The sequence below is a fragment of the Methylobacterium crusticola genome (assembly GCF_003574465.1).
GTDB lineage: Bacteria > Pseudomonadota > Alphaproteobacteria > Rhizobiales > Beijerinckiaceae > Methylobacterium > Methylobacterium crusticola.
The window spans coordinates 1-24075 of sequence record NZ_QOWC01000134.1; the positions used below are offsets into that span (position 1 = coordinate 1).

The 24075-nt window shown below is 64.6% G+C and carries 24 protein-coding genes and 3 pseudogenes; 9 read left to right on the plus strand and 18 right to left on the minus strand.

The features are described from left to right. Positions 1-227: 227 nt before the first annotated feature. Positions 228-770, plus strand: a complete 543-nt coding sequence (locus DT057_RS36210) for a winged helix-turn-helix domain-containing protein (RefSeq protein WP_203236373.1) — start codon at positions 228-230, stop codon at positions 768-770. Here DT057_RS36210 and DT057_RS36905 read toward each other — a convergent pair. After that, positions 692-946, minus strand: a pseudogene (locus DT057_RS36905) (HNH endonuclease); the annotation flags it as partial. The gene DT057_RS36210 and the pseudogene DT057_RS36905 sit on opposite strands and share 79 nt — an antisense overlap. A gap of 5 nt (positions 947-951) precedes the next feature. Then, entirely contained in the window at positions 952-1533 is a 582-nt protein-coding gene (locus tag DT057_RS25425; RefSeq protein WP_128564886.1) for a recombinase family protein, read from the minus strand. 453 nt (positions 1534-1986) lie between these two features. Here DT057_RS25425 and DT057_RS25430 point away from each other — a divergent pair, with 453 nt between their 5' ends. From DT057_RS25430 to DT057_RS25445, 5 genes are all read left to right on the plus strand, one after another. Further along, complete coding sequence (locus DT057_RS25430; RefSeq protein WP_128564887.1) at positions 1987-2403, plus strand: MarR family winged helix-turn-helix transcriptional regulator; 417 nt, start codon at positions 1987-1989, stop codon at positions 2401-2403. Between the two features lie 48 nt (positions 2404-2451). Next, positions 2452-2835 carry a tautomerase family protein gene (locus DT057_RS25435; RefSeq protein WP_128564888.1) on the plus strand — a complete coding sequence of 128 codons (384 nt, stop codon included), beginning with the start codon at positions 2452-2454 and terminating at the stop codon, positions 2833-2835. 47 nt (positions 2836-2882) lie between these two features. Further along, a complete protein-coding gene (locus tag DT057_RS25440) occupies positions 2883-4106 on the plus strand; it encodes an MFS transporter (protein WP_128564889.1) in 1224 nt (407 codons plus the stop codon). Continuing rightward, complete coding sequence (locus DT057_RS35620) at positions 4103-4240, plus strand: hypothetical protein (protein ID WP_162501499.1); 138 nt, start codon at positions 4103-4105, stop codon at positions 4238-4240. Before DT057_RS25440 ends, DT057_RS35620 begins: the two co-directional genes overlap by 4 nt. Positions 4241-4314: 74 nt before the next feature. Then, positions 4315-4749: a tautomerase family protein gene (locus DT057_RS25445; protein WP_128564890.1), complete on the plus strand. Its 435-nt coding sequence runs from the start codon at positions 4315-4317 to the stop codon at positions 4747-4749. Between the two features lie 235 nt (positions 4750-4984). Here the strand turns inward: DT057_RS25445 and proC are convergent, their stop codons facing one another. The 3 genes from proC to DT057_RS25460 all read right to left on the minus strand — a co-directional run bounded on the left by proC (position 4985) and on the right by DT057_RS25460 (position 8005). Further along, entirely contained in the window at positions 4985-5809 is an 825-nt protein-coding gene (gene proC, locus DT057_RS25450) for a pyrroline-5-carboxylate reductase (protein WP_162501500.1), read from the minus strand. Next, positions 5806-6516: a GntR family transcriptional regulator gene (locus DT057_RS25455; protein ID WP_128564892.1), complete on the minus strand. Its 711-nt coding sequence runs from the start codon at positions 6514-6516 to the stop codon at positions 5806-5808. Before DT057_RS25455 ends, proC begins: the two co-directional genes overlap by 4 nt. 118 nt (positions 6517-6634) lie before the next feature. Next, positions 6635-8005 (minus strand): NAD(P)/FAD-dependent oxidoreductase, encoded by a 1371-nt coding sequence (locus DT057_RS25460; protein ID WP_128564893.1) that lies wholly within the window; start codon positions 8003-8005, stop codon positions 6635-6637. A 355-nt stretch (positions 8006-8360) separates the two neighbouring features. Here DT057_RS25460 and DT057_RS25465 point away from each other — a divergent pair, with 355 nt between their 5' ends. Next, positions 8361-9248, plus strand: coding sequence for a transporter substrate-binding domain-containing protein (locus DT057_RS25465; RefSeq protein WP_238312801.1), 888 nt, complete (start codon positions 8361-8363; stop codon positions 9246-9248). 553 nt (positions 9249-9801) lie between these two features. Here the strand turns inward: DT057_RS25465 and dld are convergent. The 7 genes and pseudogenes from dld to DT057_RS36920 form a co-directional block, all read right to left on the minus strand. After that, positions 9802-11508, minus strand: a complete 1707-nt coding sequence (gene dld, locus DT057_RS25470) for a D-lactate dehydrogenase (RefSeq protein ID WP_128564895.1) — start codon at positions 11506-11508, stop codon at positions 9802-9804. Between the two features lie 60 nt (positions 11509-11568). Next, a complete protein-coding gene (locus tag DT057_RS37555) occupies positions 11569-11694 on the minus strand; it encodes an SDR family oxidoreductase (protein WP_238312886.1) in 126 nt (41 codons plus the stop codon). Positions 11695-11708: 14 nt separating this feature from the next. Then, positions 11709-11777, minus strand: a pseudogene (locus tag DT057_RS36910) (hypothetical protein); the annotation flags it as partial. Positions 11778-11935: 158 nt separating this feature from the next. Further along, positions 11936-12787: an alpha/beta fold hydrolase gene (locus DT057_RS25480; protein WP_128564896.1), complete on the minus strand. Its 852-nt coding sequence runs from the start codon at positions 12785-12787 to the stop codon at positions 11936-11938. 41 nt (positions 12788-12828) lie between these two features. Next, complete coding sequence (locus tag DT057_RS25485) at positions 12829-13851, minus strand: TRAP transporter substrate-binding protein (RefSeq protein WP_238312799.1); 1023 nt, start codon at positions 13849-13851, stop codon at positions 12829-12831. Between the two features lie 144 nt (positions 13852-13995). Then, positions 13996-14451, minus strand: a pseudogene (locus tag DT057_RS36915) (PCC domain-containing protein). Then, positions 14444-14650, minus strand: coding sequence for a PPC domain-containing DNA-binding protein (locus DT057_RS36920; RefSeq protein ID WP_238312798.1), 207 nt, complete (start codon positions 14648-14650; stop codon positions 14444-14446). The pseudogene DT057_RS36915 and the gene DT057_RS36920 overlap by 8 nt, the downstream one beginning before the upstream one ends. 481 nt (positions 14651-15131) lie before the next feature. On the opposite strand from DT057_RS36920, the gene DT057_RS25500 reads away from it, so the two are divergent. Next, entirely contained in the window at positions 15132-15329 is a 198-nt protein-coding gene (locus DT057_RS25500) for an IclR family transcriptional regulator C-terminal domain-containing protein (RefSeq protein ID WP_128564897.1), read from the plus strand. 117 nt (positions 15330-15446) lie between these two features. On the opposite strand, the gene DT057_RS36215 is transcribed toward DT057_RS25500, so the two are convergent. The 6 genes from DT057_RS36215 to DT057_RS25530 all read right to left on the minus strand — a co-directional run bounded on the left by DT057_RS36215 (position 15447) and on the right by DT057_RS25530 (position 22202). Then, positions 15447-15800 (minus strand): alpha/beta fold hydrolase, encoded by a 354-nt coding sequence (locus tag DT057_RS36215; RefSeq protein ID WP_203236374.1) that lies wholly within the window; start codon positions 15798-15800, stop codon positions 15447-15449. 107 nt (positions 15801-15907) lie between these two features. Then, complete coding sequence (locus DT057_RS25510; protein WP_128564898.1) at positions 15908-17530, minus strand: MFS transporter; 1623 nt, start codon at positions 17528-17530, stop codon at positions 15908-15910. A gap of 225 nt (positions 17531-17755) precedes the next feature. Beyond that, entirely contained in the window at positions 17756-18946 is a 1191-nt protein-coding gene (locus DT057_RS25515; RefSeq protein WP_128564899.1) for an acetyl-CoA C-acyltransferase, read from the minus strand. A 28-nt stretch (positions 18947-18974) separates the two neighbouring features. Further along, positions 18975-19742, minus strand: a complete 768-nt coding sequence (locus DT057_RS25520; RefSeq protein WP_128564900.1) for an SDR family NAD(P)-dependent oxidoreductase — start codon at positions 19740-19742, stop codon at positions 18975-18977. Positions 19743-19810: 68 nt separating this feature from the next. Continuing rightward, entirely contained in the window at positions 19811-20551 is a 741-nt protein-coding gene (locus DT057_RS25525; protein ID WP_238312796.1) for a nitroreductase, read from the minus strand. Between the two features lies 1 nt (position 20552). Beyond that, the gene (locus DT057_RS25530) at positions 20553-22202 is read right to left on the minus strand and encodes an AMP-binding protein (protein WP_244937394.1); all 1650 of its coding nucleotides are present in this window, start codon (positions 22200-22202) and stop codon (positions 20553-20555) included. Positions 22203-22736: 534 nt separating this feature from the next. Here DT057_RS25530 and DT057_RS25535 point away from each other — a divergent pair. Beyond that, complete coding sequence (locus DT057_RS25535; RefSeq protein ID WP_128564902.1) at positions 22737-23366, plus strand: TetR/AcrR family transcriptional regulator; 630 nt, start codon at positions 22737-22739, stop codon at positions 23364-23366. Positions 23367-24075: the final 709 nt, after the last annotated feature.

Consider the following 24075-nt stretch of genomic DNA (forward strand, 5'->3'; position numbering starts at 1 on the left):
TCTCGCCATCCCGTTCTAACGCGCCACAACCGGTTCTGTTAGGCGCTCTTAGAGGGTTGATGGTGCCCAGGGACGGATTGGACACTGACGCGCCAAATAATAGCAAAATCAGGCACTTAGGCCGCCACCTTCCGCGCTTTTTGTACCACCGTTTTGTCCCGTAGTCGATGGGAGCCGCGTAGCAATTTGGTCGAGGTGCGAGAGGGGGTGCAGAGCCCCTCCCCTTCATGGTTCTACGCGAAGACCACCGAGGCAAGGCCGGGACCGACTATCGCGAGCGGTTGGTAGAACTGGTGCGGCGGCGCCCGCGCGCCCTCAATCTGCCGTTCTCGATCTGGACCGCCGCTCGTCTCGCCGACCATTTGGCGGAGGAGACCGGTCTGCGCATGAGCGTGGCCAGCATCCATCGCCTGCTGCATGCGGCAGGCCTCGGGTTCGGTCGTCCCCAACGTACGATTAGCAGTCCGGATCCGGACTATGCTGTCAAAAAGGTGGTCGAGCGCGCTCGCGACGATCTGAAGCCAGGATCGGCCTTCTACTACGCCGATGAGTTCGCCATCAGCTGGCATCCGACCCTGCGGCCGATGTGGAGACCCAAGGCGCAGCAGGTGATGATCCCAACCCCCATGCAGCCGACGCGGCGCTACGGGCTTGGGGCCGTAAACTGGCACAGCGGCGAGACAGTGGTTCTCACCCGCCACCACAAGATCTCAGTGCCCGCCGGCAGGTGTTCCGGTGCCGCCAGCTTCAGGCGGCGTCCCCGCCCGTAGCGCCAGGTGCTCTCGGCCGCGTCCCACCAGCGTCCATCGCCCAGGTGCGAGACGAGCTGCCCATGCGGTCGGCTGCAGCCCTCGCAGCGGCCCCGGGCCCGCCCGAAGCGGATCGTTGCCGAGAGCTGCACCCAGTCGATGAGGTAGAAGAAGCGGTTCTCCGGGCGGATCGGCATCGGCCTCAGCCTCCCGCCGGCTGGCTGCGGGCGCGTGCCTGAGGAAAGTAGCTGTAGAAGGTGAACCGGCTGACACCCAGCCGCTTGGCGATCTCCGCCACCGTGATGCTGCCGGTGGCCAGTAGGGCGCGACCCACCTCCAGGTCCGCCTCCGACAGCTTCCTGGGCCGGCCACCCTTGCGCCCCCGAGCCAGTGCTGCCTTGAGGCCTTCCACGGTGCGCTCGCGGTTGAGGTCGAGGAAGTACTCGGCCATGGCGCCATGCACCTGGAGGGCGAAGCGGCCGTGGGCGGTGTCGCTGTCGAACTGCTCGGTGAGGCTGCGGAAGTGGACGCCCTGGCGGCGCAGGGCGTCGATGGTGCGCATCATCTCGACGAGGGATCGGCCGAGGCGGTCGAGCTTCCAGACCACCAGCACGTCGTCGGGGCGCAGGTAGGCGAGCGCCGCCTCGAACTCGGGCCGCTTGCTGCCGGCCTTGCCGGACTTTTTCTCTTCGAAGATGCGCGAGCAGCCGGCACCCGTGAGGGCATCGCGCCGGAGGTCGAGGTTCTGGTCGGTGGTGGAGACGCGGGCGTAGCCGATGAGCATGTCAGGATAGTGCCACGGGAGAGTATTTCTGGCAGTAGTTTTCCTGCCACGTTTTCCTGACATCGACGACGTGCCGGCGCTCTCGCGTCAAGCGCGTCAGGCGAAGTGGCTCGCAGAGATGTAAGAAAAACGGTCGTTTTATTGACATGCAGTGCTGATCTGTCCAATACCGTTCGGGCTGGGAACCGGACTCTGGTCTTACGATCCAAAGCGGACGTTCCGCCTTCGACCCACTCCGGTTGCATGTCTCTGTTTCATCAAGCGTCTGAAAGCGGGCTTTCGCAGTGTCCGCAAAGGGGTATACGGACGCTCAGGTTCGAGTTTCAGTCGAGATCCCTGACGCTCCCACCTTCCTGCGAGTGCAGGGATCAGCCGCCAGATCGGAGGTCTTGGCATTCGCCCAGATGGACCTAATGGCTTGCACCTCCCAAAAAACGGGTATATGCCCGCTTCATGCAAGCCGATGCTCCTTGCGCCTGCACTGCGCTTCGTCGCCTCACTCGTGCGGTCACCGCCACCTATGATGCAGCGCTCGCACCCGCGGGCCTGCGCATCACGCAGTTCTCGGTTCTGCGCACGCTCGCGCGCCTCGGCCCCCTGCCTGTCACGCGCTTGGCTGCCGAGGCTGCGCTGGATCGCTCCACGATGGGCCGCAACCTCAATCCTTTGGAGCGCCGTGGATGGGTCCGGATCGAGGTCGGCGAAGCGGACCAGCGCGAGCGCGTTGCCTACCTCACCGATGCCGGTACGGCCGCGATCGAGGCTGCGCTGCCGTACTGGCGTGAGGCCCAGCGACGCGTGACGCCGCTGGTAGAGTCGTCCGCCCTCCGCGCGGTCGCCGACCAACTCGGCGCCCTGCGGAGCGCCTGAACATCGTCTGACGCACAGAAGCGGGTATATGCCTGCATAGGAGACGGTATGCCATTAGCTCGCGTTGATCTGGTATACGGCAAGTCGGCCGACTACCGCCGCACCATCGGCGAAGTCATCTACGATGCCATGATCGAAATCCTGAAGGTGCCGCAGAACGATCGCTTCCAAATCATCACCGAGCATTCGTCCGAGAACTTCACTGCCGACGAAAACTACCTCGGCATCAAACGCACGCGCGATTGCGTCGTGGTCCAACTCACGCTCAACGCAGGGCGAACGGTCGAGCAGAAGAAAGGCTTCTACGAGGCCGTGGCTGACGGCCTGCACGAGCGCCTGGGGCTGCGCCGCGAGGACGTGTTCATCAGCCTCGTCGAGGTGCCAAAGGAGAACTGGTCCTTCGGCAACGGCGAAGCCCAGTACGCGAACTGAGCACCGACCCATAAGGGGCTGGGGTCGACAACCGGGAGGAACAAGGCATGGCGGACAGCAACCTGCGCAGTCCGAGCGCGATCCTCGCCTGCGGTGGCCTGATCCTGGCGCTCTCGCTCGGCTTGCGCCACGGCTTCGGCCTGTTCTTGCAGCCGATCTCGATGGACAGCGGCTGGGGACGCGAGGTGTTCGCCTTCGCCATTGCGCTCCAGAACCTGATCTGGGGAACCGCGCAGCCCTTCACAGGCATGCTCGCCGACCGCATCGGCGCAGGTCGGGTGATCCTGGGCGGCGCTGCCCTGTACGTCGCCGGGCTCGTGCTGATGGCCCAGCCTCAGGGCGCGGCCGGCTTCGTGCTCAGCGCCGGTCTGCTGGTCGGTCTGGGGCTGAGCGGGACGACGTTCCCGATCGTGTTCGGCGCGGTGAGTCGGGCTATGCCGCCCGAGCAGCGCAGCCTCGCCATGGGCGTCGCCATGGCGGTCGGCTCGTTCGGTCAATTCGTCATGCTGCCCGGCACCTTCGGGCTGATGGAAGGGTTCGGCTGGTCCGGCGCTCTGATTGCACTCTCGATCCTCTGCGCATTGATCGTGCCCCTGTCCTATCCGCTCCTTGAGCGTACCGGGTCGAGCCCGTCGATGCCCGCGCCGAACGGTCAGACGATCGGAGAAGCACTGCGTGAGGCGCTGGGCCACATGGGTTTCTGGCTGCTGTCGCTCGGCTTCTTCGTATGCGGCTTCCAGGTCGTGTTCATCGCGGTGCACCTTCCGGCGTTCCTGGCCGACAAAGGGCTGCCCACCTCCGTCGCCACGACGGTGCTGGCTCTGATCGGACTCGTGAACGTCGCGGGGACGTACTACGCCGGGCTGTGGGGCGGCCGTTACTCCAAGCCGCGGCTGCTGGTGTGGATCTACCTGGGACGCGCCGTTTCCATCGCGCTCTTCGTGCTCCTGCCGATCACGACCTGGTCGGCCTACGCTTTCGGCGTGACCATGGGCCTGTTCTGGCTCTCGACCGTGCCGCTCACCAACGGCTTGGTGGCCGGCCTGTTCGGGGTGAAGAACATGTCGATGCTGGCGGGCATCGTCTTCCTCGCCCACCAAGTCGGCGGATTTCTTGGGGGCTGGCTCGGCGGCTACCTCTACGACCGGCTCGGCTCCTACGATGCGGCTTGGGGGCTGGCCATCGGCCTCAGCCTCGTCGCGGCGCTCTTGAACCTGCCGATCCGGGAAGAGCCCGTCGTTCGGCTCCGAGCGGTAGGATCAGGCACGTGAGGTCGCCTCCCCTCGCAACAGCGGCGAAGCTCGCCGCCGTGCTCTGCGTCGCTCTGACCGTGGCAGCGGCGTGGTCGTTCTACCAGCATCCCGCCATGGGATTGCTTCTCGACACATTCCGTTTCTGCGGCTGAGCGGCCAGAGCGGTCGGCCCAAGACGCACCGGGCGGGGTCTTGCCCATCCATCGACCACACCAGGAAGAACGCCATGCCGACCTATACCTTCTCGACGGCGAAGGACGTGACGGCAGAGCAGCGCGCGAAGCTCGTCGAGAGCGTCACGTCCATCCATCAGGTGGAAGCAAGCGCCCCACGCTATTTCGTGCAGGTCATCTTCTACAAGGTCGAGCCGGGGGCGATGTTCATCGGCGGCGAGCCTGCCTCGGCGAACCATGTTTGGGTGCGCGCCGACATCAGGGCGGGACGGACCAACGAGCAAAAGTCGAGGATCCTGCGCCGCATCATGCAGGAGACGAGCGAGATCCTGAGTATCTCGGAACAGGACGTTTGGGTGTACGTCTCGGACATCCCGGCACAAGGCGTTCTGGAGTTCGGTAGTGTGCTGCCGGAACCGGGCGGCGAGGAGCAATGGTTGGCGTCGCTGCCAAGCCCACTGCGCGACAAGCTCATGCGCTCGGCCTGATGCCCGATGCCACCTTAGCTCGCATCCCTGATGTAGGTCCGCAACGGGTCGGGATCCGCCCCTGGGGCATGCCTGGCGTGGTCCGCCTCGCAGGCCACCTTGTTGCGACGGTGATCCAAGCGACGCGAGCTGACGGACCGCTTGGTTTCCTAACACGCAAACCTTACAGGTTTAAGTGGCTGAAAAACCGTCGTTTTGTTGACATTGTAGGACGTCGTGCGCTGGTTGCGCTCCACTAGGCGATCGTTTGGCTGAGTTCGATGGCGCGACGGTGCGCGGCTGACACCGCCTCCTGGACGAGCGCATCGAGCGCCGCGTCTTGCTCGAACACCCGCAGGGCTGCGTCGGTCGTGCCGGCGGGACTACGTACCGCCGCCTTCAGCTGACCGGGTGACTCAGCTTGCCCATCCAGCATGGCTGCCGCCCCGATTGCTGTCGCGCGTGCCAACTTGGCAGCGAGTTCCGGGGCCAGCCCAATGATTTCTCCGGCACGGCCCAGCGCCTCGGTGAACGCGAAGAAGTAGGCCGGTCCGCTTCCCGACACGGCCGTCGCCAGATCGATGTGCCGCTCGTCCGGGACCCAATCCACGCTACCGACAGCCTGGAGCAGCGCCTGGCATCGCGAGCGGTCAATCGCCGGTACCTCGGGTGCGGACCACAGCACGGCTGCGCCGGCCCCTTGCACGGCAGGTGTATTGGGCATGCAGCGGACAATTCGTGCGCCTGGGAGAGCCTGCTGCAGGGTCCCGGCACCTACGCCAGCAACGATCGACAGCACCAGCTCGGACGCGGCGGTAGTCCCCGCGAGTTCCGGAAGCAGCGCGGCACAGGACTGAGGCTTGACCGCGAGGATCGTCACCGCTGCCCGCCTGTCCCGCAAAGGCGTCAGTCGCTCCGAGAACATCAGCCCGGCTGCGGCCGGTAGCCGCGATCTCGAGCGCTCGCGATCCGGATCCACAACCAACACGTGGCTCTCTGGCGAGCGAGCCAGGTATCCAGAGATCAGAGCCGCGCCCATGTTGCCGCAGCCGATGACCGCGACGTCGTAGTCTGCTGTCATGACGCACCTGTGTTCTGCCATCGTGGCTGGCGCGTCGCCGCGGCGAGCGACTTCTGCGAGTAGGCGATGTGTTCCTCCAGCAGAGCCGTCGCCTTCTCCACGGCGCCGGATCGACAGTGGTTGAGCAGCTCCCAGTGCTCCCGCAGCGGTCGATCCTTCCCGGCTGCCCTGGAGACGTTGAGCCGCGTGAAGCGCCCAACGTGGCCGTAGTTGCTCTCGATCATGGCGAGCAGCTTCGGCCGGGCGCACGGTGCGTACAGCACCGAGTGGAACCGCCAGTTCGCCTCGCCCCACAAGGTGGGATCTTCCGAAGTCGAGTAGCCCTGGAGGATCTCCTCAGCGGCATCGAAGTCGCCATCGATCATGTTCGGGATCGCGAGCTGAAGGGCGCGGCACTCCAAGGCGATGCGGATGTCGAGCAACTCCAGAACCTCCTGGAGTGACAGGGCCGTGACCGTAGCACCCTTGTTGGCCTCGATCGTCACGAGGCCCTCGGCCTCCAGCTGCCGGAGGGCCTCGCGGACCGGGATGCGACTGGTGCCGAACCGCTCAGCCAGCTCGTCCTGCCGCAGCTGCGTGCCGCTGGCGTACTCACCGCTGACAATAGCTCGGCGCAGGCCTTCGCGAACCATGGCCGGCGCCGAAACCTTGGTTCCGGCCTCCGGCACGCTTCCGGCTGAGCGGGTCAGGGCAGCGGATTTGGGCATGGAGATGTATCCGACTTGTGCGTTCGTGGGCGGTTTTTATGCATTGTGCACGAATCGGATACAGACACCACGACCATGTCCCGCTCCAACCGGGGTGTCGCGTGAGTGAGGCGCGGCCTCAGAGAACGCCCTTGCTGGCGGAGTCGCGCAACTCGCTCATCAGCGCTTGGTCGGCATAGCGCTCCAGCGAGAGCGCCGAAGCGTAGGAAGGTAGCTCGGAACCAGCCATCCAGGCGGCGCACACGGCACCCGTGGCTGTGGAGGCCATGGTTCCGAAACCCGACAGAGCGCCTGCCATGAACGCACCCGGCGTCCGCATGGGGCCGATCAGCGGCCAGTTCTCCGGGGTCATAGCGTAGTAGCCGCCGTAGTGGCGCGCGCCGCGAGGCAGGCGCCCGAGATAGGTGCGCAAAGCCGGGCTGAGGCGGCTCGCGCCGCGCAGCACCACGTCGGGGAAGTTGGGGTCGAGCGGCGGCTCACCGGCCGGATCGCCCGGGGCCGTGTTGTAGGCCCAGCCGAGCTTGATCCACCGGCCGCTCTCGCTGCCTTCGGGTCGGCGGTGAACACCGCCCGGAAGGGGGCGCAGCAGGATGGCCGCCTCGGGGTCGGACGCCAGCAGCTCACGCTCCTCGTCCGTCCAGGCGAGTTCCTGGCCGTCCAGGTCGATCGTGAACGGCAGGTCCCGCGGGATGGCGTTCTCGCGGTCCTCGAACGCGATCTTCTGCTGATAGACGTAGGAAAGTGGCAGGTCCTCGCCGAGCATAGTGGCGATCTGCGAGAAGAAGGGCCCCGCGGCGTTGACGATGCGATCGGCCCGGAGCGTCGAAGAACCGGCCTCATCTCGCAGGCTCAGCGTGAAGGGCGGACCGCTCTCGATGGCGGTGACCTGCGCGCGCAGCAGCCGCCCGCCGGCCGCGCGAATGGCCTCGAGCATGAATTGTCCAAGCTGCTGGCCACTGATGTCGCCGGCCCGGCGGATGTGCAGGATGGTGCCGGCATCCAGCGCCAGGCTCGGGAAGTGTGCCCGGATCAGCGCGCGATCCATGAGCACGTCCACGCCGTCGGGTGCGGTCGTCCAGTCCGCCGTTATCGCCGGCTGGTAGGTGCTGGCACTCCCCCCTTCGTGGAGGCGGATCCGGTCGGCGCCTCCCTCACCGTAGCCACGATACAACTCGGCGACGAGATCCTCGGGCCGCTCGCGCCGCGTGACGAGCGCGTAGCCGCGCCGGTTCATGTGGATGCGGTTGCCGCTGGCCTGGGCGACCTCCTCGAGGAGGCTGATGGCGTGATCCGTGTAGGCGGTCATGACCGGGTGCGGCCACCAATTGCGGTAGTTCTCGCCGGACTGGGCCGAGGTCAGGGCCATGGGGTCGCCTGAGTCGAGCAGCACCACGTCAGCCACGCCGTGTTGGGTAACCAGGTAGTACGCCACAGCGATGCCGATGTTGCCGGCGCCAATAATCGCGACGTCCGTCGTTGCAGTGGGCATGGTCCTAGCTTCCTTCCTGGGCACGTCTCTGCCGGTTTGAACCAGCGGCCGCGCGGGAAATTTTTATCCAATTCACATATATTGGATGTCATGACAAGAGGTCTATGCGCGGTACCACCTGCCCGCTGCGTTATGAGAGCGCTCACAGCGCCTCCCGCGCGGGGGGGAGGCTCGCAGCTACCCTGGCACGCTCGCCAAACGGAGCAGGTGATTGCGCTGTTGTATTCACAAAAAAGGCATCGTATCCAATATGCCTGAGCGCCATGGAGTTTTTGGGCTTGATCGGCCGAGTCGACGATGGGGCGGCCCACGCCTCGCGCTTGTCAGCCGTCCACCGCGCGCAAGGAGGCACATCGTGAAGGTCCGTATTCGCTCTCTGCTGATCGCCATCGCCGCGATCACTGCGCCGGTCGCGGTGCAGGCGGGTGACACCCTCAAGAAAGTCAGGGAGGTCGGTGAGATCCGGCTCGGTCACCGGGACGTGTCTGTGCCGTTTTCCTACCTCGACGGTGAGCAGAAGCCGGTCGGCTTCGCCATCGATCTTTGCGCGCACGTCGTCGACGCGGTGAAAGCAGAACTTAAGCTCTCGACACTTCAGACAAAATTCCAGCCGATCCAACTCGGCAACCAGATCCCGCTGATCGAGAATGGTACGATCGATATCGTCTGCGGACCGGCAACCAACACTGTCGAGAGGCAGAAAGTCGTCGCGTTCAGCGACACAATTTTCGTGTCTAGCATCAGAGCGGTAGTTATGAAAGATGCCCCGATCAAGACGTTTGAAGACCTGAACGGGAAGGCGGTCTCTCTCACGGCTGGATCAACCTCGATTGGTCTCCTCGCTGCTCGAACTCAGGAAAAGAATTTCAAGACAAATAACGTCATGAGCCCTGATCACGCGGGTTCGTTCCTGGCCTTCACGACGGGTCGCACAGAGGCCTTCGTTATGGACGACGTGCTGCTTGCCAGCTTGGTCGCCAACAGCCCCAAACCCGACAGTTGGCGCCTCATTGATGACAGCCTGCGCACGGAGCCTTACGGGCTGATCATCCGCAAGGACGACCCGGACTTCAAGGCTTTGGTCGACCGCACGCTGGTCGGCCTGATGAAGAGTGGTGATTTCCAAAATCTGTACACGAAGTGGTTTACCAGCCCGATCCCGCCCAAGAACATTAACTTGAATTTCCCGATGACTGCACCCCTGAAGGAAGCGATCGCCAACCCGAACGACAAGGGCGTTTGAACCGAAACATGGAGCAGGTGGTCCTGAGACTGCCCGCTCCATGCTGCAGCCCTGCCTGATGGCACCGGCGTTCGCGGGATGGACGTGGGCCTGGTCGCGGTACCGGCAACAAGCCTGGCGACGCCGCCAGCGTTCCGTCTGGTTTCATGCCCCGCCCTCATGCGGGCGCTGCCTTCGTGTGTGGATCAGGTGACCCTGGCGAGCAAGCCTCGGCGCCGGGCGATGTGCATGCAGATCTCCTGCCATGAGCTTGCCGCCGAGAGTGGATGATCCTTGGTTCCATACGCTGGGCTTATGCGAAGTAGGCAGATCGCCGCGAACTTCTCGATGGGTTGGCAATCAATTGCCAAGCGACTGATGACGCCTGCCATTCGCATAAGCCCAGCATATGGAACCAGCCAGATGGCCGAATTCGCATAAGCGCCGGATACTGTTGGAGAAGTGAGCATGGTCGGTCTGGCGGACGTCGAGATGGCTTCCCTACCCGGAGGCGGCCCATGTCGATCCCTTCGCAGCCGCTGCACCCGTGCCCGGCTGCGGCCCTGGACACCTCCTAACGCCAGTGCGCGCACTTCGAGGTGTGACCAATGCCGGGGTTCAGGCTGTTGGTCAGGTCGAGCTTGCGGTAGAACCCGGCCAGCTCCGGTTTGGCGTGGTAGAGATGGCCGACATTGTGCTCGGCCGTGTACTCGGCGCCGCGCCTGTCGAGCAGGTGCCACATCTCGTGCTCGACGGCAGTGCAATCGTGGCCTTTCTTGACCACGTAGTCCTGGTGGAAGACGTGGCAGAAGAAGTGACCGTAATAAAGCTTCTTTTCGATTTTGGCGTCGATCTCGGGCGGCAGGCGCTCGACCCAGTCGCAGTCGTTGCGGCGCAGCGCGATGTCGAGGGCGACGATATCCTCGACCTCGCGGACGTGGGTGGCCCGGAAGCACACCGCCGCGCCCGCGACAGCGAAGCGGTGGAGGAAGGCGGCCTGTCCCTCCTCCGGCGTGCATTCGAACATGTCGCCGCTGGCCGAGGGGAGGAGGCCCGACAGGTAGTTCCGTGCCTCAGCAATGCCCGCACTGCCCATGCGCAGCAGCAGGTGGTGCTCGTAGCGGTCGCGGAACGTGTTCATTCGCGCGGACAAGTGTTGTGGCGTCAGCCCAGCCACCGCCTGCGCCAACCGATCCGACACCGTTGCGCCAAGCCCCAGGCGCTCGGTCAGCGCATCTATGCGGGCCTTGGCGGCGAACAGGGCGGGCATCCGGTTGGTCCCGGCTCGCTGGATGAACAGGAAGATGTCCTTGCCGTACTTGGCCGCCACCTCGTAGGCCCCGCGGTGGATGTACTCGGCGGCGATCGGCAGGTTCTGGAAGCGCGTCAGGATGTGGCGGAGGATCTCGGTCACTTCAGCCGGATCGTTCGTGCCGATGTAGAAGACGGCCGTGTCCGTCTCGGCCTCGAAGGTGTCGAGCCGGACAGCGAAGACGGCGAGCTTGCCCGCGCACCCTGAAGACTCGCGTAGGCGGCGCGGGTCGGCATTGAAGCGGGCCGAGGTGTCGGCCTCAATGTCACGGACATGGGTGACGTACTCGCGGTCCGAGGCCCAGGCGTTGCTCGGCGCCGGGTCGGGCAGGTCGCCGCGTTCGACCCGCGACAGGATCGTTTCGGGATCCTCGCCGAGATCGAGCCCGAGATGGTTGACGAGCGCGACCGATCCGTCGGCGCGAACCTCGGCATAAAGGCTCATCTCCGTATAGGCGCGCCCGCGCTGGATCAGCGCACCGCCCGAGTTGATGCAGATGCCGTCCAGCACCGACGCGCCGATGCAGGACGAGCCGATGACCGAGTGCAGCTCGCGCCCGAGCGGACGCAGGCGCTTCTCCAGCGCATCCAGCGTGGCGCCGGGCAGGCAGCAGACCTGCCGGCCGCCCTCGATCAGGTGGATGCCTTTGAGGCGCATGACGCTGATCAGCACGACCTCTCGGTGGTAATTCTCGCCCCACGGCGTGGAGCCGCCGGTAAGGCCGGTATTCGCGGCTTGGAAGATCGCTACCTGCCCCGAGGCGACGGCGAGGTTCAGCACCCGCCACGTCTCGACCAGCGAGCCGGGGCGCACGACAGCCACCACTGGTCCGCCACCGTAGCGGAAGCCGCGCGTGTAGCGGCGCGTCGCGGCGCCGGCGGTGAGCACGTGGGCCGCGCCCACGATGGTCTGCAGGCGGTTCAGGAAATCGGCGCGCGATGGCGCGGCCGGCGTCTCGAGCCCAGTCATGGCGGTCCCTTACCGGAAGCATGCGCTGCAGTGCCGTCATGGTTCAAGAAGATCACGACGTCAGGACCAAGCTGTCAGAGACCCACAACGCCGCATGAGGTCGCCATCGACCTCCAGCGTCGTGCCTGTGATGAAGGCAGCGTCATCTGACGCGAGGAATACAACCGCAGCTGTGACCTCGTTCAGTTTTCCAGAGTGCCCAACGCGTGGGCGTGGCCCTGGCTGCCGTAGCCGACGATAACAACCTTCTTGCCCTTGATAAGGTTGATTTCGGCGTCGCGATCGCACTAAACCCGCATGGCGGCTCCCTCCTTTTTCAAGTTGGTGGAGGTGGATGGTATGCTCCAGGCGCTAGACCACCATGTGATGTACGCGGCCCACTTCCCGATGTGCTACGGCACCGTGCTGATCTCGCACGTGATCTAAGTCACTCAGCAAAGAATTTGAGGAGTTCGGCTGCGACAAAGTCCGGCTGCTCCTCGGTCACCCAGTGGCCGCAATCTGGAATAATACCACCCCGGACGTCCACGGCGACGCGCCGGAGCGACTCAAGCGTCTCCATGCCCCGGCCGAAGCTCTTATCCCCTCCGAGAGCTAGAACCGGCATCTTAAGCTTCCCGGAGTGCTCCAGCATGGCCTTGTTGTCAGCCGCGTCCTGCGGCAGAGCGCGGTAAATCTCGAACATGCAACGCATGGTGCCGAGCTTCTTGTACGTGCGGTAGTACTCCTCGCGATCTAGCCGTGGGATACAGTCGGAACGGTGTCCGTAGTTTTCGAAGAACCAGTCCAGAAGCATCTCCTCGCGCCCGTCGAAGAGCTTTTCGGGTAGGTCGGCTGTGCGAAACAAGGCGTGGTGCCAACGTCGACCACCTTGCGAGAAGTCGCCACCGTCACCAGGTATGACGACGTCGAGGATGGCAAGCTTACGTACCGCGTTCGGATGCTGCGCGGCTAACGAGAAAGCTGTCGGTCCGCCCCAATCGTGGCCGACTAGGAAGAAATTGTTAAGCCTCAGATGGTCGTGCACGAGCCTCCAAATGTCATCCGCGATCGTCTTCTTATCGAAGCCGGAGGCAGGGCGGGAGGAATCCCCCAAACCCCGCATGTCGGGCGCGATGACGGAGTACGTCTCTGCCAACGTGGGTATAATATGCCGCCATTCATACGAAGTCTGCGGGATACCGTGGATGAGGACCACGGGCTCTCCCTGTCCGGCGGCGAGGTAGTTCAGCGTCACTCCGCCGAGATCAGCAAAATGGCGCTGGATCGTAGCTGACATCGTTCCGCCCTCCTCTTCTCGGTGGCACGAATGCTGCATAATTAGCTTAGGACTCCTGCATATTTCTCAAGCACAGACCAGGCCTCGTCTCCGAATTGCTTATGCCATTGGGTGTAGAAACCGGCTGTCTTCAAGACATCGCGAAAATCATCTGGATTTGGGTCGGTGAACTTGAGGCCCTTCGCCTCAAGTTGCTGCCGCAATGCCTTTTCGAGAGCTTCATAATCTTTGCGCTGAGCCATGCACGCACTCTCGAAATTTCTCTCTGCGATCTGCTGCAAGTCGGAAGGCAGTGCCGCCCAGGCTCTCCGGTTGCGGAGGAATAGATAGCCGTCCCACATATGGTTAGTCATTGCGCAGTATTTTTGCACCTCGTATATTTTGGCAAGATCCGCATTCGGCAGCGAGGTGTCGAGGCCATCAACAATTTTTGTCTGCAAGGCGGAGTAAGTTTCGCTCCAATTGATTGTTGCTGGCACCGCGCCCAATGACTTGAACGTCGAGAGCCACATGGGACTAACTGGGACTCGAAGCTTCAAATTACGCAGATCATCTGGCTTCAGCACCGGCTTTGCCGAGGTCATTACCTGACGATAGCCATTGTTCCATATAGATTTGAAAGAATCGATGCCTGATTTGCTGATGGCTGCTCGCACGTTCTCCCCGAGATCGCCATCCATTGCACGGAAGGCAGTCTCGAAATCTTTAAAAGCAAAAGCTACTCCTGAAATCGAAGCAGCCGGAACCAAAGTAGCTAGGATCAGAGGGGATATATTGAAGCATTGAAGGCCGCCTGACCGGAGTTGTGATAACATGTCAGTCTGACCGCCTAACTGACTGTTGGTAAATATATTAAATACAAGCCTTCCGCCCGTTTCTGTCTTTATATTTTCAGCAGCCTCCTTGAGTCTTACATTTAGTGGGTGGGCGTCGTTGTTATCATTACCAATCTTGTACTCAAATTCTGCAGCTTTCGATTTCTCTGTCAGGATTGCGAAAGAGGCAACGCTCGTGGCGCCCGCCACTGCCCCTAGGAAGGTCCGGCGCTTCATTTTCTTAGCCATAGCATTCCTCCGTCGAACGAGGCGTCCCGCGCCACGTGGTTGATATTACTATATTCAACTCGAACAACGACCGTTTCTACTGACTTTGTCCTTATCCGAACGCAACTTTCAATGCAATCTGAAAGCTCCTTGGAATATTAAGAACTATTTTAGACAAAAACCATAAACTTTAATTTCAGGAATCACTTGCCTGCTTGGCCGTTTAGTGATTTTAGCAATCAACCACTCCTCAGGAGTCACCTCGAACGTCATGCAGATCGGATTTGAGCCGGCGATGAAAGATCCACCATAGAAATTGCCGTCCGGATCTGCCACCACAACATTAAGGGGCGGCCGTCAGTGAGCCATCACCCGTCGAGTGAACCTCTCCTGCAAGACTGAAAATTTCAACAGCGGGACCTTTGACCTGGATGTACTCGCCGCTGAGAGTGCCAAGACATGCGCCGACCAAACTGCCGAGTGCCTGCGTACGAACGCGTTCCTGAAACCTTCGGCGAGCCACGGCTTCTCGACGCCCAGCACCAAGTCCTCGTTAGGGCCGATGCGTGCGTAGGCGACGCGACTCATCGATTCGGTCTCGACCCTGATCGTGTCACTCATCGTCGTCTGCCTTGTAGGGTTGGAGGAGCGGGATGTTGGTTTCCGGGTCGTAGGCTTGGCACAGCTCGAACCCGTCGAGCGAGATGACTAGCACCGGGATTGGGGTCGAGCTGACGACGCATGCATCCGTCAGGATAGGGCCGCCCTTCACGGCGCCGGTCTCAGTGCGGATGGCGGCGTGACAATGCACCAGGGGCACGCCTTTCAGGCTCTTACCCAGAGTCGCGTTAGCCCCCGAGAATCATCATCGAGGCGTTCCGGATGCCGAGTGCAGCCAGCCGCTTGATGAGGCAGTCGAGGTGGCTGTCGCCGGGCAGGACGGCCAGCCGGACGTTGCGGCCGGCGGCCGAATGCAGGCTGTGGATGCGAACCGGATTGAACCGCCCCCAGGCGGCGGCGAGACAACATCATTGGTGACCCTCTCGGTACGAGCCTCGCAGGACTCTTGCTTCCTCAACCCATATGGTCCGCTATATGGACCTTGCTTGCTTCTGCTTTTATTGATACGCGACGAACCATAGCTGTCAACTGGCATGTGCGGTTGAGCTCTATCTCTTTCCAGATAATCAGCGCCCCGTTCAAGTACCAGCATCTTTTGAAAAAATGGTCCATAATATGGAATATTTGGAGGCGCGCGAGAAAGGCTACGCTCTGAACCCCGGGATGCTGCTCCCAGGCTCATGGGCATCGGCGTGGCAATTGGCGGCCAGGATGGACGTCCGATCGCCGCGCTTTCCATCGCGGCGATTGAAAGTCGACTTTGCGAGGAGCGACAGCGGGAGCTGATGCAAATCCTTCAGCGGGAGGTCGCATGGATTGAGGCGCGTATGATGCAACTGAATCGGGTACCTACCAAAGGCAACGCGGGAAAAACATGATCTTTAGTTTGCCAGCTTTCCTGGTTCATTGTGTCTAGGAAACGACCCACCCCTCACGGTCAGGGTGGCCACATCCGTTGACGCGCCTGACGCGAGAGCACGTCGTGATGGTGGATGTCAGGGAATCGTGTCAGGGAATGAAATGTCCGGAAAACCCTCGCAACCAGACATTCTCGACAGGCGGCGCGTGGGGCAGCTTTGGGGCACGTGCAGAGTTTCGCCTTCGAGGGGCGCGGGGTCTGCTTTCGGTGTGGAAGCGGACGTGGTCGCTGCAGTGTACGTGCCCAGTCGAAGCCCCACCTGCACGAAGAACGGGACCACCCGCCGCCAGGCATAGGCGGTCTGCGGGTAGCCGTGGACGCGCATCACGGTGCGGTCACCAGCACCGGCCACGCCGTAGTGGACACGCACGCCGCGCTCGACCTCGGCTGAGCCGTAATCGACCGCCACCCCGTCCCAGGACTCGCGCATGCCGCTCTCCCGCTCGCATCAGGCGCTGGCAGGTGGAAGCGGCGGCGGAAGCTCCGCCGCCGCTTGAGTCATGGCTTCGTCGGGCACTCGTGGCCGACCGTGGCCAGTCATCCCTTGGAGATGTCGACGTCCTTCGTCTCCCGGGCGAACAGCAGGCTTAGGGCGAAGCAGGCCGTGGCGATGGCCACCGGGTAGTACAGGCCCGAGTAGATGTTGCCCGTGGCGGCGACGATGGTGAAGGCGGTCGCGGGGAGGAAGCCCCCGAACCACGCCGCGCTGAGGTGGTAGGGGAACGACATTGCGGTGTAGCGGATGCGCGAGGGGAACATCTCCAGCAGCGACGTCGTGGTGGGCGAGAACGTGATCGTGCCGAAGCTCAGGAGCACGCACAGGAGCAGCACGATCATAGGACGGTTGATGTCGTCCTCGGCGGCGGGTCCGAGCGGATAGTTCTTCTTGGTCAGCGCCGCCTTCAACTCACCCTCGAAGCGCGCCTTCTGGGCGGCCGCGTCGGCGTCGTCGGCGGCGTACCCCGCCACGGCCAGGTCTCCGACCTTCACGCTGGCCTTGCCGGCGCCGGTCGCGCCCTCGCTGGAGTAGCTCAAGCCCAGCTTGGCGAGCGCGTCCGTCACGACATCGCAGGACGTCGTGAATTTGGATGTGCCCAGGGGATTGAACTGCAGCGAGCACTCCTCCGGGTTGGCCACGACCGTGATGGGCGTCTCAATCTGCGCCCGCTCAAGGCCGGGATTGGCGTAGTGGGTGATGGCCTGGAAGATCGGCACCGTCAGCACCGCGCAGAGCAGGTAGCCGGTGACGTAGACCGCCCGGCGCCCGATGCGGTCCGACAGCGCGCCGAAGACGATGTACAGCGGCGCCGTTAGGACCGTCGCCGTGATCAACATGACGTTCGCCGTCAACGTCTCGACGCGCAGGACCTTGGTCAGGAAGAACAGGGAGTAGAACTGGCCCGTGTACCAGATCACGGCCTGCGCCGGCAGGATGCACAGGGCCCCGACCAGGATCAGGCGCAGGTACTTCCACTGTCCGAAGGCCTCCCCGAGGGGCGCCTTCGACGCCTTGCCTTCGGCCTTCATGCGCTTGAACTCGGGGGACTCGTCGAGCTTCAGGCGGATCCAGAGCGAGATGCCCAGCAGCGCGACCGAGATGATGAACGGCACCCGCCAGCCCCAGGCGGTGAAGGCGTCGCCGCCGAGCGTGAGGCGCAGCGGGATGATGACGGCGACCGCCAGAAGGAAGCCGACCGCCGCCGTGAGGATGACCCAGGACGTCCACTCGGCCCGTCGTCCCTGCGGGGCGTGCTCCGCGACGTAGATCATGGCGCCGCCGAACTCGCCGCCGAGGGCGAGCCCCTGGAGCATCCGCATCAGGATGAAGGCGACCGGGGCGGCCAGGCCCGCTGTCGCGTAGGACGGCAGCAGGCCGATGACGAACGTGGACACGCCCATCAGGAGGATCGTCACGAGGAACGTGTACTTCCTACCGACGATGTCGCCGAGCCGCCCGAAGACGATGGCGCCGAACGGGCGGAGCATGAAGCCCGCTGCGAAGCCCAGCAGCGTAAAGATGAAGCCCGCGGTGGGGTTGACCCCCGAGAAGAACACCTTCGTGATCTCGGCGGCAAGCAGACCGATTAGGAAGAAGTCGTAGAACTCAAAAACCGTGCCCAGCGATGCAGCAATGATGACCTGCTTGTCTTTTGAGGTCATCCCGCTCGCATGTGACGCTACCGCAACCGCTGTCATGACTTTCTCCCACGCCTATCGATGGTGTTAGACTCCTGCAGTCAACTTGAATGCAGGATCTCGTGAAGATTGGATGCTGGCGTGCATCCTTATTGACTTGGACAGCCGCTCGCGGCGTCCGACCGAGGTCGTCCGTGCGTCCGGGGAGCCCGGACGCTTGCGAAGGTCGTCGGGGTTCTCAGAAGGCGGTCAGTTGACCCGTTCGATTGCGATGGCGGTCGCTTCCCCGCCGCCGATGCACAGGGAAGCCACGCCACGTCTCAAGCCGTAGGTCTCCAGGGCCGAGAGGAGCGTGACCATCACCCGGGCACCCGACGCGCCGATGGGATGGCCCAGCGCGCAGGCGCCGCCGTGGATGTTGACCTTGTCCGCCGGGAGCCCGAGGTCGTGCATCGCCGCCATCGCGACGACGGCGAACGCCTCGTTGATCTCGAACAGATCGACCGCGTCCAAGTCCCAGCCCGTGCGCTCTGAGAGCTTGCGCAGCGCCCCGACCGGGGCAGTGGGAAACCGGCTCGGGGTGCCGGCATGCGTCGCGTGGCCGACGATTGTCGCCAGGGGCGTCAGGCCCCGTCTCTCGGCCTCCGACCGCCGCATCAGCACCAGCGCGGCGGCGCCGTCCGAGATCGAGGAGGCGTTGGCCGCCGTGACGGTGCCGCCTTCGCGAAAGGCCGGCTTGAGGCTCGGGATCTTCTCGGGCTTCGCCCGGGCCGGCTGCTCGTCGTGCTCGACGGCCCACTCGGCCTTACCCGCCTTCACCGTCACTGGGACGGTCTCGCGTGCGAACAAGCCCTCCGAGACCGCCTTCTGCGCCCGCATCAGCGACCGGATCGCGTACGCGTCCTGGGCCTCGCGGGTGAACTGGTAGCTCTGGGCGCAATCCTCGGCGAAAACGCCCATCAGGCTGCCCTTGTCGTAGGCGTCCTCCAGCCCGTCGAGGAACATGTGGTCGAGGACGCGACCGTGCCCCATGCGGTAGCCGCCCCGGGCACGGTCGAGCAGGTACGGCGCGTTGCTCATGCTTTCCATGCCGCCGGCGACGGCGACGCTGACGCTGCCGGCACGCAGGAGGTCGTGGGCGAACATGGCGGCCTTCATGCCCGAGCCGCAAATCTTGTTGACCGTCGTGGCGCCCGTCGATTCCGGCAACCCGGCGCCCAGGGCCGCCTGACGGGCGGGCGCTTGCCCCTGGCCGGCGGAGAGCACGCAGCCGAACACGACCTCCTCGACGTCCTCGGCCGGGATGCCCGCCCGCTCGACGGCCGCCCGGATGGCGGCCGCCCCGAGCTCGGGCGCCGCGAGCGAGCCCAAGTCGCCCTGGAACGCACCCATGGGCGTCCGGGCGGAACCGACGATGACGATGGGATCGAGCTCGCTCATGGATGTGCTCCTTCCGGGTTTGCGATGTTCAGCGCGGCGGCATCCGCAGGGCGCCGTCGAGGCGGACCGTCTCGCCGTTGAGCATGACGTTCCCGCAGATGTGCTCGACGAGTGCGGCGAACTCCGCCGGCCGGCCGAGGCGCTTCGGGAAGGGGACGTCCTGGGCCAGGGCGTCCTGAACGTCCTGAGGCATGCCGGTCATCATCGGTGTCTCGAAGATGCCGGGGGCGATGGTCACGACGCGGATGCCGGAACGGGCGAGCTCGCGGGCGACCGGCAGGGTGAGGGCCGCCACGCCGCCCTTCGACGCCGCGTAGGCTGCCTGGCCGATCTGGCCGTCGAAGGCGGCGATGGAGGCGGTGTTGATGATCACCCCCCGCTCGCCGTCCTCGCCGGGCTCCTCTTGCGCGATGGCCGCCGCGGCGAGCCGGAGCATGTTGAACGTGCCGATCAGGTTGATCCCGACCGTGCGCGCGAAGCTGTCGAGCCCGTGCGGGCCCGCCCGGCCGAGAACCTTCTCGATGGGGGCCACGCCCGCGCAGTTCACGAGTCCGTGGAGATGGCCGAAGGCATCCCGGGCGAGCCGCACCGCCGCCTCGCCCTGCTCGGCGTTCGTCACGTCGGTGAGCGCGAAACGAGCCCGCGGCCCGATCTCGGCGGCGACGCTCTCCCCCGCCTCCGCGGCCACGTCGGCGACGACGACGCTGGCACCCCCGGCCGCCAGCCGGCCGGCCACCGCGGCGCCGAGGCCCGAGCCCCCGCCGGTCACGAGGAAGACGTGGTCCTTGATCTGCATCGTCGTACCCAATGGGTTGCGTGGGACGGCAAGGCCGGCGGTCGCGCCGCCGGCCCCAGGGCGACCGCCTAGTCGTGGAAGGTCGTGAAGCTGCCGACCGGTTCGCGGTGGCTCACGAGGGTATTCTCGGGGGCGTCGGGGTCGGCGTGCCCGAGCGCCATGCCAGACAGGAGGATGTGCGTGTCCGGAATGCCGAGCTGTTCGTGCACGACGCGCCCGAACTCGCACCAAGCCTGCTGCGGGCAGGTTTCGAGGTCGTAGGCCCGGGCGACGATCATCACATTCTGCATGAACATGCCGCAATCGAGCCACGACCCGTGCAGCAGGCAGGCTTCCATAGTGAAGAACAGCCCGACCGGTGCGCCGAAGAACTCGAAGTTCCTCAGCATCGCCCGCTTGCGACCCTCGTAGTCACCGCGCTCGATGCCGTAGAGCTCGTAGAGGTCGAAGCCGACCTGCCTCTTGCGCGACAGGTAAGGTTCCATCACAGGCGACGGCGAGTAGGCATACTCCTCCGATCGCTCACCGGCCTCGGCCGCCGCGAGGACGGCGCGCGAGAGCCGCTCGCGCGTGGCCCCTGTCACGGCATGGACGTGCCAAGGTTGGAAGTTCGTCCCCGAAGGGGCGCGCGAGGCGGCCGAGAGGATCCCCGTCACCACGCCCGCGGGGATCGGCGTCGGGCGAAACCGTCGGATGGACCGCCGGTTCACGACCGCGTCGATGACCGCGGCGTCTGCGGTCAGTTCCGCCCCGGCATCCTGGGTCATGCCGGCTAGGTCCAATTCTCGATGTGCGTTCTTGGCGGTCATGTCAGCTCGCTGCGGCGACGCTCGAGGTCATCTGCTCGCGCCTCTGCTGACGGAGCACGAACCGCTGCACCTTCCCGCTCGGCGTCTTGGGCAGGGCCTCGGTGAAGTGCACCTGTCTCGGGAAGGCGTGGGCGGCGTAGCGTGTCTTGACCCAGTTCTGGATGCTCTTCACCTGCTCCGTGCCCTCTTCCTCGCCCGGGCGCAGGACGACGTAGGCTTCAAGAACCTCGCCGCGCGTCGCATCGGGGACCGCGATGACCGCGCACTCGCTCACGGCTGGATGGGTCACGATGATCGACTCGATCTCGAAGGGGCCGATCCGGTACCCGGCCATGATGATCACGTCGTCGTCGCGGGACGAGAAGTGGAAGTAGCCATCCTGGTCCCGGCGGCCCGCGTCCCCGGTCAGGTACCAGCGACCGTTCCCGGCGAACTTCTCCGCGCTCTTGAGCGGGTCGGATACGTAGCCCGAGAACCACGCCAGCGGGCTGTCCTTCACCTCGACGGCTACGCGCCCGAGCTCCCCGTCCGGGGCGATGGCGTCCTCCTGGTTCTTCAGGACCAGCAACGACCAGCCCGGCAGCGGGGTCCCCATGGAGCCCGGCTTGATCGGGCCGCGCAGCTCCGGGTGATGGTGGTTGTTGATCAACATGCCGGCTTCGGTCTGGCCGTAGTGGTCATGGACGGTGACGCCCAGAGCCTCGACCGCCCACTCGTTGACCTCGGGCGTGAGGGGCTCGCCGGCGCTGGAGGCGCATCGCAGGCTCGTGACCTGCGGCCTCAGACCCTCGAAGGCGCGCAGCGACCGATACACCGTCGGCGCCGCGGTGAAGTTCGTCACGTTGTACCGGGCCAGGACCTCGAACGTCGCCTTGGCATCGAACCCGGACGTCAGGAGCAGGCTCGGCACGCCGGTCGTGAACGACCCCAGCACGCCGAAATACAGGCCGTAGGCCCAACCCGGGTCCGCCGCGCACCAGTAGAGGTCGTCCGGAAGCAGGCCTAGCCCGAACTCGGCGTAGGCGCGGAAGCCAGCGAGGGCCCGGGTCGGCACGACCACGCCCTTCGGCGTGCCGGTGGTGCCCGACGTGTAGATCTGGATGATGGGCGCATCGCCGCCCAGGACCGCCGCCGACCATCCGGGCGCCTGCGCTGCCAGGATCGCGTGAAAGGACAGCGGCCCGGCCGAGGCGACCGCCTGGGAGGCTGTCGTCACCACCTGCCACTGGGGATCGGCGGGCATGTCCTCGCCCGGGCGCAGCTTGTCCTGCTGCGCGGCGTCGCAGATGACGACCTTAGCGCCGCTCCCCTTGAGGCGGAAGGCAATCGCGGGGGGCGCGAACGCCGTGAAGATCGGCACGTGCACGGCGCCGAGGCGCCAGAGGCCCATTAGCGTGATGAGGTACTCGGTCCCCTTACCCATCAGGGTGGCGACGCGGTCACCGGGGCCGACGCCGAGATCTGCCAGGGCCGCCGCGAACCTCTCGGACTCGGTCCGGAGGCGTCCGTAGGTGAGGTCCGTTGCTTCCAGGTCGGTCCCGACCACCTTGTACGCCAGGGCATCCGGAGCATGCTGGTCGCAGAGAAGGTGGGCAACGCTCGCCTTGGGGTCCCGATAAAGCTCGACCAATTCCTGGACGCGGGACGCCAACGGTTTGGATTGTTCTGCCGGCATGGGGGCACACCTCCTGAGGTTCATCACGAAGGACACGGGCGCGACGCCTCGGCCTCGCCGGCAGTTGGGACGAGCGGTCGAGATGGCTCGACACGACGTCCCATCGGCAGGCCCGTTCGGGCGCTCAGGTGAAACCGGGGATGGGTAGCTCAGGGGCAGCTCCGACCGTTCAGATCAGAAGCGCCATTCTTCCCTCCCAGCGGCGGCTTATCCCCAGTAACGCGGGGGGCCGCTTCGCCTTATTCTTCTCTTGCTGTCCCGAATGTAGAATCATGATTCTACCTGTGTCAAGTGGCTGTCTCCTGATAGGTTGGCGGGGCGGTTCCAGACCGGTTCAAGGCCCTGGATACGAAGCGACCGGTACGCTGCGGTGATCACGTCGGGGTATGCCGCGGAGCGGAAGGAGCGACGGGCAGGGAGCGGTACCGGGGAAGTTCACTGGGCGGAGGGGATGGTGCGCGGGGCCCGCCATCGATGCCGGTCCATGCTGCAAGCTTGAGTAGGAAGACGATGTCACACGCTACACAGTCGGCCCAGGTCACGAGCGCCAGGCCACAGTCCCTCGACAAGCGGGCGACGATCCTCAGCGCCGCCCGCGACCTCGTTGCGCGTGTCGGTTTCCGGGACGCGCAGATGACTGGGGTCGCCGAGGCGGCCGGCGTCGCGCTCGCGACGCTCTACCGACACTTCCCGTCCAAGGCCGTCCTGATGGTCGAGGTCGTGGCGACCGTCTCGCAGCGCGAGGTCGACGCCGCGGCGGGTTTAGCCATGGGTGACGGCACCGCTGCCGAACGCCTGGCCGCGTCCTCGTCGCTTTTCGCCAGCCGCGCCTTGCTGGGCCGCAAGCTCGCGCACGCCCTGATCGCCGAGCCCGTCGAACCCGAGATTGAGGCGGCGCGGTTGAAGTACCGGCGGAAGCTCGCCCGCGTCTTCGAAACGATCATCGAGCAGGGTATCCGGTCGAAGGAATTCCCCGTCCAGGATGTGCAGGCGTCGGCCGCTTGCATCGTGGGCTCGCTCTTCGAGGGCCTCGTCGGTCCCCTGGCCTTGGATACCCTGTCCACTGACGCTGAACGGCAGGCTCAAGCCAAGGCGATTGTAGGTTTCTGCCTGCGCGGTGTCGGTAGCCGAGAAGAGTAAGCCTTTAGCTAAGGCATACGGGCGCTATCGGATGCCCGCGCACGCGCAATCATGCCGGGCTCTTCCTCCGACTGGAGGGCAGCTCCATCTTCTAGCTTGTCGAAGTAGCAGTCCGCTTACGGGATGTCTAGAGTGACGCTGTACGGCGGCAATGGACGCGGGGCCGGAGGCCCGCTTCCTGGCATCGAGCCAGCTTCCACTTCCCACCTACAGCAGACACCTCGAGCGAAGCTGGTGCGACTGCGGTGCTAAGCCGGCCGCGCCAGCAGCACCGCCGTCCGGACCGCGCCCCGCCGCAGCTCGCTCGATGCATCATCACGCGCCAGCACTTCCCGGGCCCATGGATGGGCCAAGACTGCAGCACCGATGTACAGCTTGTGCTCGCCGGCCGCCAGGATCGCGGGCTGTGATGGGTCTGCGAGGTACGCCGAGACGGCGGCTGCTAGGGACTCCTCGGTGAGGATCTTCGCCTTGTAGAGTTCGCCAAGGGTGGAGGTTGGTTTGCCATGCCGGCGAGCCTACTTGCCGAACTCCCAAACCGACACACCCCGGTAGCGCACCGGCTCGTCCCTCCAGGCCGTCACCTTCCCGAATTTGATCCAGCGTTCGGTGACGTTGGCCAGATCGGCTCAAGACGGTATCAACACGCCGGTCCAATCGCCGGGGTCAGCAAGGCTGTCAGACCCCGTTTCATAACGGGCTGATGAGC

Coding starts and splice junctions, on each gene's coding strand:
- DT057_RS36210 (WP_203236373.1), top strand. CDS start 228: ATGGTTCTACGCGAAGACCACCGAGGCAAGGCCGGGACCGACTATCGC.
- DT057_RS25425 (WP_128564886.1), bottom strand. CDS start 1,533: ATGCTCATCGGCTACGCCCGCGTCTCCACCACCGACCAGAACCTCGAC.
- DT057_RS25430 (WP_128564887.1), top strand. CDS start 1,987: ATGCAAGCCGATGCTCCTTGCGCCTGCACTGCGCTTCGTCGCCTCACT.
- DT057_RS25435 (WP_128564888.1), top strand. CDS start 2,452: ATGCCATTAGCTCGCGTTGATCTGGTATACGGCAAGTCGGCCGACTAC.
- DT057_RS25440 (WP_128564889.1), top strand. CDS start 2,883: ATGGCGGACAGCAACCTGCGCAGTCCGAGCGCGATCCTCGCCTGCGGT.
- DT057_RS25445 (WP_128564890.1), top strand. CDS start 4,315: ATGCCGACCTATACCTTCTCGACGGCGAAGGACGTGACGGCAGAGCAG.
- proC (WP_162501500.1), bottom strand. CDS start 5,809: ATGACAGCAGACTACGACGTCGCGGTCATCGGCTGCGGCAACATGGGC.
- DT057_RS25455 (WP_128564892.1), bottom strand. CDS start 6,516: ATGCCCAAATCCGCTGCCCTGACCCGCTCAGCCGGAAGCGTGCCGGAG.
- DT057_RS25460 (WP_128564893.1), bottom strand. CDS start 8,005: ATGCCCACTGCAACGACGGACGTCGCGATTATTGGCGCCGGCAACATC.
- dld (WP_128564895.1), bottom strand. CDS start 11,508: ATGACTGGGCTCGAGACGCCGGCCGCGCCATCGCGCGCCGATTTCCTG.
- DT057_RS25480 (WP_128564896.1), bottom strand. CDS start 12,787: ATGTCAGCTACGATCCAGCGCCATTTTGCTGATCTCGGCGGAGTGACG.
- DT057_RS25485 (WP_238312799.1), bottom strand. CDS start 13,851: ATGGCTAAGAAAATGAAGCGCCGGACCTTCCTAGGGGCAGTGGCGGGC.
- DT057_RS25500 (WP_128564897.1), top strand. CDS start 15,132: ATGGGCATCGGCGTGGCAATTGGCGGCCAGGATGGACGTCCGATCGCC.
- DT057_RS36215 (WP_203236374.1), bottom strand. CDS start 15,800: ATGCGCGAGTCCTGGGACGGGGTGGCGGTCGATTACGGCTCAGCCGAG.
- DT057_RS25510 (WP_128564898.1), bottom strand. CDS start 17,530: ATGACCTCAAAAGACAAGCAGGTCATCATTGCTGCATCGCTGGGCACG.
- DT057_RS25515 (WP_128564899.1), bottom strand. CDS start 18,946: ATGAGCGAGCTCGATCCCATCGTCATCGTCGGTTCCGCCCGGACGCCC.
- DT057_RS25520 (WP_128564900.1), bottom strand. CDS start 19,742: ATGCAGATCAAGGACCACGTCTTCCTCGTGACCGGCGGGGGCTCGGGC.
- DT057_RS25525 (WP_238312796.1), bottom strand. CDS start 20,551: ATGACCGCCAAGAACGCACATCGAGAATTGGACCTAGCCGGCATGACC.
- DT057_RS25535 (WP_128564902.1), top strand. CDS start 22,737: ATGTCACACGCTACACAGTCGGCCCAGGTCACGAGCGCCAGGCCACAG.